Annotated in this window: 16 protein-coding genes; 7 read left to right on the top strand and 9 right to left on the bottom strand. The window is 72.9% G+C overall.

Translation table 11 applies throughout. The features are described 5' to 3' along the window. The first annotated feature begins 155 nt into the window (after positions 1–155). Positions 156–764, top strand: coding sequence for a hypothetical protein (locus EOT10_RS36365; protein WP_189492557.1), 609 nt, complete (start codon positions 156–158; stop codon positions 762–764). A gap of 172 nt (positions 765–936) precedes the next feature. Here the strand turns inward: EOT10_RS36365 and EOT10_RS36360 are convergent, their stop codons facing one another. The 3 genes from EOT10_RS36360 to EOT10_RS36350 are packed head-to-tail and all read right to left on the bottom strand — an operon-like array spanning position 937 to position 3,316. Continuing rightward, complete coding sequence (locus EOT10_RS36360; RefSeq protein ID WP_127832670.1) at positions 937–1,791, bottom strand: phosphatase PAP2 family protein; 855 nt, start codon at positions 1,789–1,791, stop codon at positions 937–939. Continuing rightward, the gene (locus tag EOT10_RS36355; RefSeq protein ID WP_127832669.1) at positions 1,788–2,630 is read right to left on the bottom strand and encodes a polyphosphate polymerase domain-containing protein; all 843 of its coding nucleotides are present in this window, start codon (positions 2,628–2,630) and stop codon (positions 1,788–1,790) included. Before EOT10_RS36355 ends, EOT10_RS36360 begins: the two co-directional genes overlap by 4 nt. Continuing rightward, positions 2,627–3,316: a DUF4956 domain-containing protein gene (locus tag EOT10_RS36350; RefSeq protein WP_127832668.1), complete on the bottom strand. Its 690-nt coding sequence runs from the start codon at positions 3,314–3,316 to the stop codon at positions 2,627–2,629. The genes EOT10_RS36355 and EOT10_RS36350 overlap by 4 nt, the downstream gene beginning before the upstream one ends. Positions 3,317–3,550: 234 nt before the next feature. Here EOT10_RS36350 and EOT10_RS36345 point away from each other — a divergent pair, with 234 nt between their 5' ends. Genes EOT10_RS36345 through EOT10_RS36335 form a run of 3 tightly spaced genes read left to right on the top strand, consistent with a single transcriptional unit; the run spans position 3,551 to position 6,271 of the window. Then, the gene (locus EOT10_RS36345; RefSeq protein ID WP_127832667.1) at positions 3,551–4,222 is read left to right on the top strand and encodes a response regulator transcription factor; all 672 of its coding nucleotides are present in this window, start codon (positions 3,551–3,553) and stop codon (positions 4,220–4,222) included. Beyond that, entirely contained in the window at positions 4,219–5,616 is a 1,398-nt protein-coding gene (locus EOT10_RS36340; protein WP_127832666.1) for a sensor histidine kinase, read from the top strand. The genes EOT10_RS36345 and EOT10_RS36340 overlap by 4 nt, the downstream gene beginning before the upstream one ends. A gap of 34 nt (positions 5,617–5,650) precedes the next feature. After that, positions 5,651–6,271, top strand: coding sequence for a DedA family protein (locus tag EOT10_RS36335; RefSeq protein ID WP_127832665.1), 621 nt, complete (start codon positions 5,651–5,653; stop codon positions 6,269–6,271). Between the two features lies 1 nt (position 6,272). Here EOT10_RS36335 and EOT10_RS36330 read toward each other — a convergent pair whose 3' ends face one another. Genes EOT10_RS36330 through EOT10_RS36320 form a run of 3 tightly spaced genes read right to left on the bottom strand, consistent with a single transcriptional unit; the run spans position 6,273 to position 9,649 of the window. Next, positions 6,273–7,472, bottom strand: a complete 1,200-nt coding sequence (locus EOT10_RS36330; RefSeq protein WP_223281409.1) for an MFS transporter — start codon at positions 7,470–7,472, stop codon at positions 6,273–6,275. After that, positions 7,469–8,941: a sensor histidine kinase gene (locus EOT10_RS36325; protein ID WP_223281408.1), complete on the bottom strand. Its 1,473-nt coding sequence runs from the start codon at positions 8,939–8,941 to the stop codon at positions 7,469–7,471. The genes EOT10_RS36330 and EOT10_RS36325 overlap by 4 nt, the downstream gene beginning before the upstream one ends. A gap of 3 nt (positions 8,942–8,944) precedes the next feature. Continuing rightward, positions 8,945–9,649, bottom strand: a complete 705-nt coding sequence (locus EOT10_RS36320) for a response regulator transcription factor (protein WP_127832734.1) — start codon at positions 9,647–9,649, stop codon at positions 8,945–8,947. A gap of 212 nt (positions 9,650–9,861) precedes the next feature. Between EOT10_RS36320 and EOT10_RS36315 the strand changes: the two genes are divergently transcribed. Continuing rightward, on the top strand, positions 9,862–11,142 hold the full coding sequence (locus tag EOT10_RS36315; RefSeq protein WP_127832664.1) for a glycosyltransferase family 4 protein: 1,281 nt from the start codon (positions 9,862–9,864) through the stop codon (positions 11,140–11,142). Positions 11,143–11,160: 18 nt separating this feature from the next. Continuing rightward, entirely contained in the window at positions 11,161–13,017 is a 1,857-nt protein-coding gene (locus EOT10_RS36310) for a hypothetical protein (protein WP_223281407.1), read from the top strand. Positions 13,018–13,026: 9 nt separating this feature from the next. On the opposite strand, the gene EOT10_RS36305 is transcribed toward EOT10_RS36310, so the two are convergent. The 3 genes from EOT10_RS36305 to EOT10_RS36295 all read right to left on the bottom strand — a co-directional run bounded on the left by EOT10_RS36305 (position 13,027) and on the right by EOT10_RS36295 (position 15,545). Further along, a complete protein-coding gene (locus EOT10_RS36305; RefSeq protein ID WP_127832663.1) occupies positions 13,027–13,641 on the bottom strand; it encodes an FMN reductase in 615 nt (204 codons plus the stop codon). Beyond that, positions 13,638–14,798, bottom strand: coding sequence for an LLM class flavin-dependent oxidoreductase (locus EOT10_RS36300; protein WP_189492554.1), 1,161 nt, complete (start codon positions 14,796–14,798; stop codon positions 13,638–13,640). The genes EOT10_RS36305 and EOT10_RS36300 overlap by 4 nt, the downstream gene beginning before the upstream one ends. Positions 14,799–14,924: 126 nt before the next feature. Beyond that, entirely contained in the window at positions 14,925–15,545 is a 621-nt protein-coding gene (locus EOT10_RS36295) for a TIGR03086 family metal-binding protein (protein ID WP_127832662.1), read from the bottom strand. A 61-nt stretch (positions 15,546–15,606) separates the two neighbouring features. Here EOT10_RS36295 and EOT10_RS36290 point away from each other — a divergent pair, with 61 nt between their 5' ends. Then, the gene (locus EOT10_RS36290) at positions 15,607–16,422 is read left to right on the top strand and encodes a helix-turn-helix domain-containing protein (RefSeq protein ID WP_127832661.1); all 816 of its coding nucleotides are present in this window, start codon (positions 15,607–15,609) and stop codon (positions 16,420–16,422) included.

Here is a 16,422-nt window from a genome sequence, read left to right as displayed (position 1 = left end):
CGGGAACCGACTACCTAGACTCCCAGGTATTCCGCCGCACGTTTCGGCGAGTGACCGTGGGGGAGGTCACTGACACGATGATCGGGTTGCGCGGTGGTGGCCGCGCGGCCTAGAAAAGGGGGCCAGGCGCCCTGGAAAAGCAGTCGGGTGGAGATATGCATCGCGGTGGCGGACTGGGCGAGGGGACCGACGATCTGGGCCCCCGGCGTGCCCGGCGGGGAAAGCACCGGCGCGACGCGGAGGCGGCAGCGGCAGCAGCGGGGAACCCGGGCGAAGCGGACGCGGGGCAGGCACGGGGCGGGACCGGGAGCAGGAATGGTGGCCGGGTGGGGGTGACGTACAAATACTTCGGCGCGCCCGACGGCGCCACGGCTGCCCGCGTTCCCATCTCGATGCGTCCCGAGGAGCTCGGCGGTGACGAGCTGGGCATGGGCGGCATGTTCACCAAGATCAAGCCGGAGACGATGGCCGCGATGGTCCTCACCGGCATCGAGGGCATACCCCTGCACAAGGTGCCCCCGCTCGAACTGGTCGTCCTGCACCCGGACTACGCCGTCGTGAAGCTCCCGATGACGGTCGTCGACCCGCTGCGCGGCGTGGGCGAGGAGGCGGTGGGCGCGGCGGCGTTCATCTGGTCGACGGTCCCGGACCGCGGCGGCCCGCGCGACGCGTTCAACGTGTACCAACTGCTGCACGAATGGCAGGACTTCAGCCACCGCCTGCACGACGCGGGCCACCAGGCGTACTGCCTGGTGTGGCCCTAGGCCGGGGTTTCACACCGTTCGGCGGGGCCTTCGGGCTCCGCCCTTTTCATGTGGCCATCGTCCTCGTCACGTGGCCACCGTCTTTCATGTGGCCATCGTCCTCGACCACGGCGGCGGCACCCCCCGAGCCGCAGTACGCGCAAGGGGGATGCCGCCGGTGTGACGGAGTCGGTCAGTGGCCGTTGATCGCGAGTTCGTAGTCGCCGATCAGGTCGCCGAGGAGCGTGCCGGCGGTGAGGTCGCTGTCCACGTGGCCGGCCATGTAGAGGCGGGAGTACAGGACTTCGGCGCGCATCCACTCGTAGTCCGCGGCGCGGTGCGGGGAGAGGGCGCTGAGGAAGGTGACGGCCGCGGCGGAGCGGGCCGCGTGGCGGGACGGGTAGGAGTACGGGCCCTTGGCGCCGGGCTTGATGCGCTTCTCCGGGCGCAGCGTCGGGTCCATGACGAACGGCGCCGGCTGCTTGTCCTTGGCGGCGACCTGGTCACTGACGTTCTTGGCCATCTTCAGGGCGGCCTTGAGCTGGGCCTTCTCCACCTTGCCCTGCGCGGCGGGGATCAGTTCGCGCTGGTCGTGGAGGTAGAGCTTCCAGATGTCCTTCTTGCCATGCGCCTCCAGCCAGGTCGCGGCCTTCTCGCCGGCGGCCGTACGGGTCTTGGCGAGCGCCTGGACGTCGTGGAGTTCGGCGGTGCGCTGCTTGGCCGGCGGCGCGGCCGGGACCTGCTGCGCGGCCCAGGCGGCGAATGCCTTGTCGTCGCGGGCGGTGCCGTGCTGGGCCTTCCACTTGGCGAAGAGCGCGTCGGCCTTCCTGTGCTGGTCCGCCGCCGCCTTGCCGATCTTGGCGATCTCGGCGTCGGTGAACAGCTGGGGCGGCGGGTTCTGCTTGATCCGCGCCGTGGCGCCGGGCTTCTTCTTCTTGGCGGCGGTCGGTGCTGCGGCGGCCGGGTGCAGCAGGCCGAAGGCGGCTGCGGCGACGGCGACCAGTGCGATCAGCGCGTACGGCCATTTGATGCCACGCAGGGCGTTCATGCGGCGGAGATCCTTTCGAGGAGGGGGTCCGGGCGGGGTTCCGTGCGGAGGTCCGTGCTCGTCGGTGCGGTGAAGTGGGTGCGGGCGAGACGGCGTACGTCGTTGTCGGGCAGGCCGGGCGTGAGCAGGGACTGGCCGACGACGTACTTGCTCAGGGACACGGGACGTACCCTCAGGTGCAGCAACAGGCGGTCCGCGGGGGCGAGTTGAAGGCCACCCTTGGTCTCCACGAGCACGTGGCCGGGGTCGAGGGCGGCGGTGCGGTCGCCGTGGCCGCAGGTGAGGGCGCCGTCGAGGGTGACGCGGGTGCCGTGGTCCAGGTCGGCGAGGGCGGCGCGGACGTAGCGGATCTCGGCGGCGGGCGACAGGTCCGCGGCCCTTACGGGGATCCCGGACCGTTCCAGGGTCTCGTCCACGAAGTCGGCGGCCTGCGCGCCCAGTTCGCCGTAGGCGGTGGCCGGGACGCGCAGTGCGTGCTTGACCGTGTTGCCCCGGCCGTCCTTCGTCTTCACCTCGACGCGGCACAGGCCGTCCTCCGCGTACAGGCGGGTGCGGACCTTCCAGCGACGGCGCCGGCCCTGGACGTGCGCGTGCCAGGAGGCGAGGCGCTCGGTGTCGAAGTAGGCGCTGAGGTAGCTCGTCGTACGGCGTCCGCCCAGGTCGAGGACGTGGTGGTGGTCGGCGAGCCGGCGGACGAAGACGCGGGCCACGTCGAGCGGGAGCAGATATTTACGGTCCGTGCGGTGCTGGAGCGCGGCGGCCGCGTCGACCTCGGCGAGCGTGGCGCCCCGCAGGGCGGACAGGCCGAGCCCGGCCGCGAAGGCGGACGCCGGGGTCATGACACGACCACCTGCTCGCGCGGTTCCGCGTCCACGGCGGTGCCGGTCTCGGTACCGGTGTCGGCAGCGGTCGCGTCCGGCCCGGCCGGGTACTGCGCGGAGACCCGGGTGGTCTCGCGTACGTAGTCGACTTCGTCGACGGCCACGGAGAGCGGGGCCTGCCCGAAGCGGCGCGCCACGTCGGCGGCGATGAGCGAGGGCTCGGGGTAGATCCGGTCGAGGGTGAGCTTCACGGTCCGGGTCGGCGGCGCGTACGACCTGGGGTCGTCGACCACGAGCACGGCGACCAGGACGACGGCGACGAGCGCGACGACCATCCAGGTCTGGCGCTGCGGCAGGCCGGTGCACAGGGCGATGACCAGGGTGACGAAGGTGTAGGCGACGTCGCGCAGGGTGAACGCGGCACTGCGCAGGCGCACCAGGGAGAGGATGCCGAACAGTCCGAAGCCGACGCCGGCGGGGAACTTGCCCGCGCTGATCGTGCTCATCGCGGCGAACAGGCCGATGTTCAGGCCGGCCAGGACCAGCGGGATCTCGGGCGCGCTGGGGCGGCGCCGGTAGAGCCAGCCGACCAGGACCAGCAGCGCCACGACGTCGAGGCCACCGCGGGAGATGAGGTCCGCGGGGGCTATGTGGTCGGTGATGCCCTTGCCGGCGAGCACGGTGACCGCTGTCGCTGCGTACATGTCTGTCCCTTCCGTCACGGCATGACGGACGGCGGACCGGTCGCGGCCCGCGGAGCACCGCGACATGACGGAAGGTAGGGAAGTCACATGAACAGACCATGAAGGTTTCTGACGGGCGTCGGGGTCGGGGCGGCGGGGTTCGGCCGAGGGGCCGGCAGCCGTTCAGCCCGGTCAGCCCGGTCGGCCTTGTCGGGCCCGGTCGGCCCGGTCAGGGCCCCCGTTAACCTGACCGCCATGCACTACCTGGTCGTCGATGACGAGAAGCGGCTCACGGATCTGGTCGTCCGCTTCCTGACGGAGTCCGGGCACACCGCCGAGGGGCACTACGACGGGCCCTCCGGGCTCGCCGCCGCCCGTGATCCGCGCGTGGACGCCGTACTCCTCGACGTCATGCTGCCCGGGACGGACGGCGTCCAGGTGTGCCGCGCCCTGCGCGGCGAAGGCATCGACGTACCCGTGATCCTGCTCACCGCGCGCGGCGCGATCAGCGAGCGCGTGGCCGGCCTCGACGCCGGCGCCGACGACTACGTGGTCAAGCCCTTCGCCATGGAGGAGCTCCTCGCCCGGCTGCGCGCCATATCCCGGCGCCGCCCCGACGGCTCCGGCCGCCTCCGGGTCGGTGACCTCGTCCTCGACCCCGAGCAGCAGCGGGCCTGGCGCGGTGACACCGAACTCGACCTCTCCCGGCGCGAGTTCGACGTCCTGAGAGTGCTGATGGAGAACGCGGGCCGGGTCGTCACCCGGCTCCAGCTCCTCGACGAGGTCTGGGACGGCGAGACCGACCTGCGCAGCAACGCCATCGACGTCCATGTCTCCAAGGTCCGCGCCAAGGCCGACCGCCCCTTCGGCCGTACGACGATCACGACCCTGCGCGGACGCGGCTACCGCCTGGAGACGGCCCCGTGACCGGGCAGCACGGACCGGGCGGACCGGGCGAACCTGCCGGTACACGGGCCCGGCTGCGCCGGCTGCCCGTCGTCACCCGCCTCGTCCTCGCCGTCGCCGTCACCATGTCCCTGGTCCTGACCGGGGCGGCCGGACTCGTCTACTGGCGGGTCAAGACTGCCCTCGACCAGCAGCTCAACGACGACCTCACCGCCTACCAGCGCGGGCTCGACCGGGCCGTTCGCGCCGGATCGCCCCTGCCGCCGGGCCCCAGCGGCAGCCTCAAGCAGGTCCTCGACGGACAGGGTCACGTCCTGCGGTCCAGCGACGCGCTCCCCCGCCGACTGCTCACGCCCGCCGAACTGGCCGCCGTCGCGGGCGGAGCGACCATCCGGCGGGACATCGGCTCCCTGCTGCCCATCACGTCCGGCACCCTGCGCCTCCAGGCCCGGCGCGTCACGGCGGACGGACAGCCCCGCATCGTGATCGCCGCGCTCCGCCGCGGGCACCGGGACGAGGCGCTGCGTGAACTCCTCGCCCAGCTCGGTCTCGCGTCCGCGCTGACCCTGATCGCCGCGTCCTACGTCGGCTACCGCACCGCCCGCGCGGCCCTGCGCCCCGTCGAGCGGTACCGCAGCGGCGCCGCGACGCTCGCCGACGGCGCGCAGAACACCCGGCTCGACGTGCCCGCCGACCGTGACGACGAGATCACCCGGCTCGGGCACACCCTCAACCACATGCTGGAGCGCCTCGAGGCGTCCGCCGAGCGCGAGCGGCGGTTCGTCGCGGACGCCAGTCACGAACTGCGGACGCCGCTGACGCTCATGCGCGCCGAACTCGACGTCGCGCTGCACCGGCCCCGTTCCCGCGGCGAACTCACCGAGACCCTGCGCTCCGTGGACACGGAGGTCCAGCGCCTGATCGACCTCTCCAACGCGCTCCTCGACCTGGAGGAGCTGGGCGGCAACGCCCACATCACGCGGTTCCCGCTGCGTCTGCCCGGCCTCGTCGAGGCGGCGGTCGCCCCGCATCTGCGCACGGCGGAACGGGCGGGGCGCGCCCTGACCGTCGAGGTGCCCGACGCGACCGTCGACGCCGACGCCCGCTGGCTGCAGCCCGCGATCGGCAACCTCGTCGACAACGCGCTCCGCCACGGCGACGGGACGGTACGGGTGACGGCGACGGCCGGGGGCGGGCGGCTGCGGCTGCGCGTGGCGGACGAGGGTCCCGGTTTCCCGGCCGAGTTCCTGCCCCGGGCGTTCGACCGTTTCGCGCGTGCGGAGGCGAGCCGCACGAGCCAGGGCTCAGGCCTTGGGCTCGCCTTCGTCCGGGCGGCGGCGGTGGCCCACGGGGGCGGCGCGTACGCCGAGAACACGGCGGACGGGGGCGCGGTCACGCTTGACCTGCCGTGCTGAGGGCGGCGGCGCCTGCCCGGCGTACGGTTCAGGTATGACGACGCCCCTTCCGGGCCCGTTGGCCCATCTCGCTCCGTTGCTCAGCCATTACGGGTACTGGGCCGTCGGCGCCGTGGTGCTGGTGGAGGACTTCGGGGTGCCCGCCCCGGGCGAGACGATTCTGATCGCCGCCGGGGTCTACGCCGGTGCCGGCCGGCTGAACATCGTGGCCGTCGCCGCCATCGCCTTCGCGGCCGCTGTCGTGGGCGACAACATCGGCTATCTGATCGGCCACTACGGCGGCCGCGCCTTCGTCCACCGCTGGGGGCGCTACCTCTTCATCACTCCCGAGCGGTTCGCCAAGGCGGAGGACTTCTTCAAACGCCACGGCGGCACGATCGTCATCGTGGCCCGGTTCATCGAGGGGCTGCGCCAGGTCAACGGCATCATCGCCGGGACCAGCGGCATGCCCTGGCGCCGTTTCCTCGTCTTCAACGCCATAGGGGCGGCGCTCTGGGTCGGCCTGTGGGCGACCCTCGCCTACGTCACCGGCACCCACATCACCGCCGTGTACGACGCGATCAGCCGCTACCAGCTCTACGCGCTCATCGCCCTCGGCCTCCTGATCGCCGCCCTGGTCAGCCGGCACGTGCTGCGGGCCCGGCACCAGACCTGAGTCACACTTCTCCGGGCACGCGCGACACCGGCCGACGCTGCGCGAACACCACCGCCGCCACACCCCCGATCAGGACGGCGAGCACCCCGAAGCCGTACGTGAGCGTCGTGTACGAGGCCACGGCGGCGACCAGCAACGGGCCGCCCGCGTCGCCCAGTTCGCGGCCCAGTTCGGCGGCGCCCATGGTCTGGCCGAGGCGTTCCGCGGGAGTGCTCGCGGCGAGTGCGGCGAAGCCGAGCGGGGTGATCAGTCCCGTACCGGCGCCGGTCAGCGCGGCTCCGACGAGGATGCCCGTCAGGCCCGGAAGCATCGCGCAGGCCATGCCCACGGCGGTGACCAGCAGCCCGGCCGTCAGGCCCGTACGGGTGGTGAGGCGCCCCTCGTCGAGAGCGCGCCCGGCGTGCGGCTGGACGATGGCCGCGCAGCCCGCGAGCACCGAGACCGCCGCCCCGGTCGCGACCGTGCCGAGCCCGTCCACGCGGCCCGAGACCGGAAGGAAACCGACCCCGACCGACAGAGCCGCCGTGGCCGCCGCGAGCGCGGTCGTCGGGGTGAGGAAGGCGGGGTCGGCCAGCCGCCGGGCCAGGTCGAGAACGGTCTGCCGGGACTTCGGCAGGGGCGGTACGGCGGGCACGGCGAGCCCGGCCCATACGGCGACCGCCGCACCCAGCACGGCGAGGACGACGAACAGCAGGCGCAGGCCGCCGGCCCATACGAGGACGCCGCCGAGCAGGGGGCCGAGGGTGTAGCCGACGGACTTGTAGAAGCCGTAGCTGCCGAAGGCGCGGCCGTGTTTCGCGGCCGGGTTCAGGCGGGCGACGAGCGCGGAGGCGGACGGTGAGAAGGCGGAGGCGGCGGCGCCCTGTCCGAGGCGCGCGGCCCACAGCCAGCCAGGGCTGTCGGCCACGGCGTACACCGCCGACGCGGCGGCGAAGGCGACGAGCCCGCCGAGCAGGACGGGGCGGGCGCCGACGCGGTCGGCGAGGGTGCCGAAGACGGGCTTGAGCAGCACTTCGGCGCCGTCGTAGAGGGCGAGCAGCCCGCCGAGCACCAGCAGGGAGGTGACGGCGTCATGGGTGCGGCCACCGAGGTTGGCGGCGATGCCGTGCGCGCCGAAGGCGGTGGTGAACCCGGCCGCGTACAGGGGCCACATCTGGCGGGCGGATGCGAGGGCGGGTGCGGGTGCGGGTGGCGTGGTCATAGGTCCGCCCCCGTCCGCACCCCCCGCACCGTGAACCCGATCGCCGCTCCCCCGCCCGTGCGCCGCTCCGCGAAAGCCCGCCCGCCGTGCGCCGACGCGACCTCCTGGACGATGGACAGGCCCAGGCCCGAGCCGGGCAGGCTGCGCGCCGCCGGGGCCCGGTAGAAGCGGTCGAAGACGCGTTCGAGGTCGGTGTCCGCGATGCCGGGGCCCCGGTCGAGGACCTCGACCCGTACGCCGTCCGGGATGCCTCCCGTGACCACGATCCGGATCGGCTCCGTGCCGCCGCGGTCGAACTTGGCGGCGTTCTCCACCAGGTTGGACAGCGCGCGCTGGAGCGAGGCCGGGCGGCCCTGGATCACGGTGTCGCCCGTCGCGCGCACCGCGATCTCACGGCCGGTCCGGCGGCGCGCGAGTACCGCCACGTCCTCGGCGGTCTCGGCGAGCGCCACCTCGACGACCGGCTCGTCGTCCTCCTTGCCCGCGGCCAGGTCGACCAGCTCGTTGACCAGGTCGGTCAGCTCGCGGGACTCCTGCGCCAGGTCGGCGATCAGCTCCTCGCGGGCGGCGGGCGGCAGGTCCTCGATGCGGCGCAGCAGCGAGATGTTCGTCCGCAGCGAGGTGAGGGGCGTACGCAGTTCGTGCCCGGCGTCCTGGACGAGGCGCCGCTGGTCCTCGATGGAGCGCGCGAGGCGCCCCAGCATCCGGTCGAAGGACCGGCCCAGGCTGCCGACCTCGTCGCCGCCCTCGACCGGCACCCGCACATCGAGATGCCCGGTGCCGGCGACCTCCTCCGCCGCCCCGGCGAGCCGGACCAGGCGGCGCGTGATGCGCCGGGCCAGCCACCAGCCGACGAAGGCCGAGGCGAGGATCACTGCGAGGGCCACCACACCCGTACGCCGCTGGAGCTGGCGCAGCAGGTCCTCCGTGTCGCTGAACTGCTGCGCGATCTGGACGGCCCCGCGCCCGCCCCCCAGCGACACGGTCGTCATGCGGTACCCGTCGCCGGCCAGCTGCACGTCGCGCCGTGAACCGGGGCCCACGACGCCCTTGCCGTCCGAGGTCCGGCCGGGCTTCTCGTAGTCGGCGGTCTGCCGGTCCGCCGCGTTCACGGGCAGCTGCGGGCTCCCCCGGTCGACGATCACGCCGCCGGACCCGAGTATCTGGACGTCCGTGCGTGACGGCCGGATCAGGTCGTCGCGCGGGCCGTCATGGTCGGGGTCACCCGAGGCGAAGTCGTACGGGGTGAGCTTCTCCTCCTTGACCTGCACCCGCAGGTCGTGGACGACCTCGTTGAAGACGGCCTTCTGGTCGACGCGGACGAGCCGGGCCGCGGCGTCGTACGACAGCAGGCCCACCAGGACGGTGACGACCGCGGCGACGGCGGCGAAGGACACGGCGAACGTGGTGCGCAGGGACCGGGCACTCACCCGCCCCCGCAGGAACGCGCGCAGGCGGCGGCGTACCACTCCTCAGTCCTCCCGCAGCACGTAGCCGACGCCACGCACGGTGTGGATCAGGGAGGTGGCGCCGGGCTCGTCGACCTTGCGGCGCAGATAGCCGACGTAGACGGCGAGGTTCTTCGACCCCGGGCCGAAGTCGTAGCCCCAGATCCGGTCGTAGATCGTGGCGTGGTCGAGGACGATGCCCGCGTTGCGCACGAGCAGCTCCAGGAGGTCGAACTCGGTGCGGGTGAGTTCCAGCTCACGCTCCCCGCGCCAGGCGCGCCTGGCCTGCGGGTCCATCCTCAGGTCGGCGGCCGTGACCTGGCCGTCGGAGGCCTCGGGCAACGCGCCGTTCCCCTCGTCCGGGGAGGCGCCGACGTCGGTACGCCGCAGGAGCGCGCGGAGCCGGGCGAAGACCTCGTCCACGTCGAACGGCTTCACGACGTAGTCGTCGGCGCCCGCGTCCAGACCCGCGATCCGGTCCGGCGTCTCGACGAGCGCCGTCAGCATCAGGATCGGCGTCCGGTCGCCCTCGGCGCGCAGCACCCGGCACACCTGGAGCCCGTCGATGCCCGGCATCATCACGTCCAGGACGAGGATGTCGGGCGCGCTGCGGTGGGCCTGGGCGATCGCCTCCACCCCGTCGGCGACGGCCGTGACCTCGTACCCCTCCAGGGTCAGGGCCCGCTCCAGGGCATGGCGGATGGCACGGTCGTCCTCGGCGAGCAGCACGGTCGGGGACGCGGGGCGGGGCGTGGCGGACGCAGCGGTAGGGGACACGCGTTCCAGTGTGCCCTGAGGTCGCCGCAGCTCAACCCGCGATCAGGGACCGACCCTGGGCCTTCTTACCCCCCTCTCACCCGGCCGGGAACGTCGGCTTACCTCCCTGGACCAGGCTGCCCCCGTATTGTCGCGGGCACCCGGCCCGCCGGGAGGGCCTGTCCATGAAGATCGTGTTCCTGCTGCACAACGCCTACGCGATCGGCGGGACCGTGAGGACCACGCTCAACCTCGCGGCCGCGTTCGCCGGGCGCGGGGGACACGAGGTGGAGATCGTCTCGATGTCCCGGCACCGCGAGGTGCCGCGCTTCACGGTCGACCCCGAGGTCACCCTGGTCCCCCTCGTGGACACCCGGATCGGCAGCACCGACACGCAGCACGAGGCGTACGGGCAGCCCGCACAGGACTTTCCCGCGGCCGAGAAGCGCCACAAGCAGTACACCCGACTGCACGATCTGCGCGTGCGCGAGTACCTGGAGCACTGCGACGCTGACGTCGTGATCGGTACGCGCCCCGGCATCAACGTCTACCTGGCGATGTACGGCCCGCGCACCGCGCTGCGCATCGGGCAGGAGCACCTGCGCCACGACGCCCACAGCAAGAAGCTCCGGGCGGTACTCGCCCGCCACTACCGCTCCCTCGACGCCGTCGTCACCATGACGGCGGCCGACGCCGAGGTGTACCGGGCCCGCATGACCCTGCCGGGCGTACAGGTCCTGTCCGTCCCGAACATCGTGCCGGAGGCGCCCTGCCCGCCCTCCGACGGCTCCGCCAAGATCATCGCGAGCGCGGGGCGGCTCGCCCCTGGCAAGCGCTTCGACCTGCTCCTGGAGGCGTTCGCGGCGGTCTCCGCGCAGGCCCCGGACTGGCAGCTGCGGATCTACGGCGGCGGGCCCGAGGAGGCGAAGCTGCGCGACCTGATCGCCGGGCTCGGCCTGACCGGGCGCGCCCACCTGATGGGCGCGCACTCGCCGATCGAGCCGGAGTTCGCACAGGCCTCGATCGTGGTGTCCGCGTCCGACGCGGAGTCCTTCGGGATGACGCTCGTCGAGGCGATGCGCTGCGGGGTCCCGGTCGTCAGCACGGACGCGCCGCTCGGCCCCGCCGAGATCATCACCGACGGCGTCGATGGCCGGCTCGTGCCGGTCGGGGACGCGCGGGCCCTCGCCGAGGCCGTCGTCGACCTCATCACGGACGAGCCGCTGCGCCACACCATGGCCCGCGCCGCGTTCGCGTCGGCGCACCGCTACGACCCGGACCCGATCGTCGCCCGCTACGAGCTCCTGTTCTCCGAACTCCGTGAGACGCGGCGCCTCAGGTCCTGGCAGCGGCTGCGCTACCGCGCGGCCAACTGGGCGCGCCGCAAGGTCCGTTCGACCCGCGGACCGGCACGGACCTCGCCCAAGGCCGCGCGCGGGGCCCGCTCCGACCCGCGGACCACCTGACGCACGAGGGGAAGGCACATGAGCGACGACCCGCGACGCGGCACGTCGACCCCGGAACCGGCTCACCCGCGAAGCCCACTGGCCCCCGGGGCCAAGCGGGAACGAGCCACGGAGGGCCGGGGCAGGCGGGCCGATCAGAACCGGCGGCGACCCGCCCCCCGGCCCCACCCCGCGCCGTACCGGAACCCGGACCCCACGCCGTCCACGTCACCCGCGTCCACGTCGCCCGCGTCCACGCACCCCGGCCGCGAGGCGACCACCAGCGCCGCTCCCGGCACCACGGCCACTGCGGCTACTGCTGCCGCTGACGGCACCACGGCCACCGCGGCCACTGCTGGCACCGGGGCCGCTGACGGCACCACGACCACCGTCGCCACCGCGCCCACCGATGGCACCACGGCCTCCCCCAAAGCCCCCCTCCCCGACCCTCCCCCCGCCCGGGCCGGAACGGCCGGCACGTCCCTGGGGCAGCGGGCCCGGGGCGTGCCCTGGCTCCTCGTCGTCGCCGTCGGGTACGCGCTCGTGCAGCTCGTCCTCGTCGTGCCGCCGCTCGCGCACGCGCTCGGGTGGGACGAGACCGTGTACGTGTCGCAGTACGACCCCCGTGTCCCCGCCGCCTTCTTCAGCGCGCCCCGCTCCCGCGGCATCAGCTTCCTGACCGCGCCGGTCATCGCGGCCACCTCGTCCACGCTCGCCCTGCGGATCACGCTCACGCTGCTGTCGTCGGCCGCCTTGTACGCCGCGTTCCGCGTGTGGCGGCCCATCGTCGGGGCCCGTACGACCGCGCTCGCCGCGCTCCTGTTCGCGGGACTCTGGGTCACCCAGCTCTACGGGCCGCAGGCCATGCCCAACCTCTGGGTGGCGTTCGCCTCGGTCGGCGCGGTGGGCTGGTTCCTGCGAGCGGTGCTCCGGCGCGAACCCCGCGCCGGCTGGTGGCTCGCCGGCTGCGTCGCCGCGGCCGCCCTGTTCCGCGCGTCGGACGTCGCCTGGCTCACGCTGCCGCTGTTCGTAGTGGCCCTGTTCCGTGCCCGCCGCACCCTCCCCTACCTCGTGGGCGGGGTCGCCGTGGGCCTGGCCCAGTGGGTCGCGGAGGCATTCATCCGCTTCGGGTCCATCCAGGAACGACTGCACGTGTCCAGCGCCACCGAGGGCACCATGCGCCTGCACCCCAACTTCGGCAACGCCTGGAACAGCCTCGACGGTCCCCTGCTCTGCCGCCCCTGCACGGCGACCCTGGACTACCCCGGCCTCGGCCTGTGGTGGCTGACCCTGCCCGTCCTCGCCGCCGCCGCGCTCGTGTTCGCGCTGCGCGAGCACCGGCTCCCGCAGACCGCGCTCCCCGTCGCCTGCGCCGCCGCGCTCGCGGTGCCGTATCTCCTCCTGCTCGACTACTCCGCCCCGCGCTTCCTGCTCCCGGCGTACGCGCTCGTCGCGCTGCCGATCGCGGGCCTGTTCACCCGCTTCAGCGCGCGGAGCGTACTGGTCGTCGTAGGAGTCGTGGTCGCGGCGCAGCTCGTCTCGCAGGTCGCCGTACTGAACCAGGTCACGGAGTCGACCGCCGCCACGAACCACCGCTACCGCGCCGCCGCCGACGGGCTGCGCACCCTGGGCCTGCGCCCGCCCTGCCTGGTCTCGGGCCAGCGCGCCCTCCCGATCGCCTACGACGCGGGCTGCGCCTCCGCCGAGGTGTCCGGCAACAACGCGTCGACGTCCGTCGCGGGCCTCCTGGAGCGCGCCGCGAAGGTGCCGACGGCCCTGCTCACGGAAAAGGGACAGCGCCCGCCGCACTATGCGCGCGACTGGACGCCGTATCCCCTGCGGGGCACCCCCGGCTGGACGGCCTGGCTCGCCCCGACCCGCCCGAAGGCCCCGTAACCGCTCTCCCTAAACCCGCAGCGCGGCGAGCTGCTGTTCGAAGGGGACGACGTCGTCGCCCCACTCCAGGCCCTGCGCGGGGCGGGCCGCCGCGAGGCCCGTCATGAGCCGCGCGAGCTCCCCGGCCGCCCGGTCCACGCGTTCCTGCAGCCCCTCCGCCCCGAAGTCCTGCGACGCCGCGTACACGGCGGTCGGCACGACCACGGCCCGCAGGTAGGCGAACAGCGGCCGCATCGCGTGCTCCAGGACGAGCGAGTGCCGCGGCGTCCCGCCGGTCGCCCCGACGAGCACGGGCTTCCCGGTGAGCGCGTCCTTGTCGAGCACGTCGAAGAACGACTTGAAAAGGCCGCTGTACGAGGCCGAGAAGACCGGCGAGACCGCGATCAGGCCGTCCGCCCCGGCCACCGCGTCGAGCGCCGCCTTGAGGGCGGGCCCGGGGAACCCGGTGACCAGGTTGTGGGCGATCTCGACGGCCAGGTCACGCAGCTCGACGACGGTCACGTCCACGGCCACGTCCACGCCGGCGTCCGTGACCTGTCCGGTCACCGCCTTCGCGAGCCGGTCCGCGAGGATCCTGCTCGACGACGGGGCGCTGAGCCCCGCCGACACGACGACGAGCTTCATGCGGCACTTCCTTCCTGCGTGACTTCCTGAGTGGCGTTCTGAGTGGCGTCCTGCGTGGCGGGCGTGGTGTACGAGACCGGCGTGACGAATCCTTCGGCGACGCGGGACGCGTGCGTCGGGGCGTCCGGCACGTTCGCCGGACGGTTCTTCGCGAACTCCTCGCGCAGCACCGGCACGACCTCCTCGCCGAGGATGTCGAGCTGCTCCAGGACGGTCTTCAGAGGCAGGCCCGCGTGGTCCATGAGGAACAGCTGGCGCTGGTAGTCACCGACGTGGTCGCGGAAGCCGAGCGTCCGCTCGATCACCTGCTGCGGGGATCCCACGGTGAGCGGGGTCTGCGAGGTGAACTCCTCCAGGGACGGGCCGTGCCCGTAGACGGGCGCGTTGTCGAAGTAGGGGCGGAACTCACGCACCGCGTCCTGCGAGTTCTTGCGCATGAACACCTGGCCGCCGAGCCCGACGATGGCCTGCTCGGGCGCGCCGTGCCCGTAGTGGGCGAAGCGGCGCCGGTAGAGGTTCACCATCTGCTTGGTGTGCTCCATCGGCCAGAAGATGTTGTTGTGGAAGAACCCGTCCCCGTAGAACGCGGCCTGTTCGGCGATCTCGGGCGAGCGGATCGAGCCGTGCCACACGAAGGGCGCGACCCCGTCGAGCGGGCGCGGCGTCGAGGTGAACGACTGGAGCGGCGTACGGAACTTGCCCTCCCAGTTCACGACGTCCTCGTCCCACAGGCGGCGCAGCAGGGCGTAGTTCTCGATCGCGAGGTCGATGCCGTCCCGGATGTCCTTGCCGAACCAGGGGTAGACCGGGCCGGTGTTGCCGCGGCCCATCATCAGGTCGACGCGGCCGTCCGCGACGTGCTGGAGCATCGCGAAGTCCTCGGCGATCTTCACCGGGTCGTTCGTGGTGATCAGCGTCGTCGACGTGGAGAGGATCAGGTTCTCGGTGCGCGCCGCGATGTAGCCGAGCATCGTCGTCGGCGAGGACGGCACGAACGGCCGGTTGTGGTGCTCGCCGGTGGCGAAGACGTCGAGCCCGACCTCCTCGGCCTTCTGCGCGATGGCGAGCATGGCCTTGATGCGCTCGTGCTCTGTCGGCGTACGGCCCGTCGTCGGATCGGCTGTGACGTCGCCGACGCTGAAGATCCCGAACTGCATGGCTGCTCACCCTTCGAGGTTGTTGATGATTCAACTATACCCTCGAACGGCGGCGCCCTCCCGGCTATTCCCTGTGGCCCGGATCACCCTGTTCCCGGGGGCCCCGGCCTGCCCCCGGGAGTCGCCTCACCCCGCGACGGGCGCCTCCCACCGCGGATCCCGCCCCGTCTCCCCCAGCAGCCGCTCGAACGCCGACGCGCCCTCCGGCACCGCCACCGGCTCCCCGAACATCCCCATCGCCCGCGCCGTCGGCGCCAGCTCCGCGACCGCACCCGCCAGCCGGTCGAGGACGGCCAGCGCCTCACCTTCCGGCTCGTACTCCTGCCCGGTCGCCCGCGCCAGGTCCCAGATGTGCACCGTCATGTCGAGCAGAGCCATCGAACCGACCGTGACCGCAGGCATGTTCATCGCCCCGGTCGTCCCCTCGTCGGCCCCCGGCGCGGACCACGCCGCCACCAGCTTCCGGGCAGCCTCCGCGAACCGCTCACGCCAGTCGGGCCCCTCACCCACATAGTCCGGGGAAACCGTGAAGTCGGAGTTCTGCTTCCCGGCCAGCTTCCGGAACTCGACCACCACGTGAAAGAGGTGGTTCACCAGGGCCTTCACGTCGTACTCGGCACACGGCGTGACCACGGTGAGCCGGTCGTCGGGCAGGGCGGCCACCACGGGGACGGCCCGCTCGGCGGCCATGCCCAGAAGATCACCGATGCGTGGAGCGTTCTCGCGGATGTCCTTGACCTCGTCCATGACGCCAAACTACGAACCCGAAAGACGGCCGTCTTGAAGAAAGGCGACATACGATCCGGCCATGGCCGCCGCACTCCGCCGCGACACCCGCGGCATCGTCGACCCCACCGAGCTCCTGACCCGTGTGCGGTTCCGCCGCCACGACCCCGCCGCGCCACTGCGCCGCTACGTCGAGAACTACTGGTTCATCGACTGGGACCTGACCGAGCCCTACGCCTCCCACATCGTCCCGCACCCCTCGGTCAACCTGACCTTCGAGCGCTACGACGACGAGCCGGCGACCGGCGTGTTCACCGGCGTCTCGCTCGGCCTCTACACCAAGAAGCTGACCGGACGCGGCCGGGTGTGCGGGGTGAAGTTCCGCAGCGGGGGCTTCCGGCCCTTCGCCCCGGACGTACCCGTGATGCAGTGGACCGGCCGCGAACTGCCCGCGCACGACGTGTTCACCAGCGCCCCGGCCGACGCCGCCCACGCGGTGACCGGCCCCGACGACGAGCAGGCCCGCGTGGCCGCGCTCGACGCCTTCATGCTGGGCCTCGGCGCCGCCGACGACCCGCAGGCCGACCTCGCCGTCGACCTCGTCGACCGCATCCGCACCGACGCCACCGTGCACCGCGTCGGCGAGTTCGCCACCGCACAGGGCCTCTCCGTACGGGCCCTGCAGCGCCTCTTCTCCGCCTACGTCGGCGTCGGACCGAAATGGGTCATCCTGCGCCACCGCATCCACCAGGCCCTGGAACGCGCCGACTCGGAGGCCACCGTCGACTGGGCCGCACTCGCCGCCGACCTCGGCTACGCCGACCAGGCCCACCTCGTCCGGGACTTCACCACCACGGTGGGCGTACCACCGACGGCATACGCACCGGCGGCACGCTAG

The organism is Streptomyces antnestii, assembly GCF_004005495.1.
Classification (GTDB): Bacteria; Actinomycetota; Actinomycetes; order Streptomycetales; family Streptomycetaceae; genus Streptomyces; species Streptomyces antnestii.
This window is presented reverse-complemented; position numbering and strand designations above follow the sequence as displayed.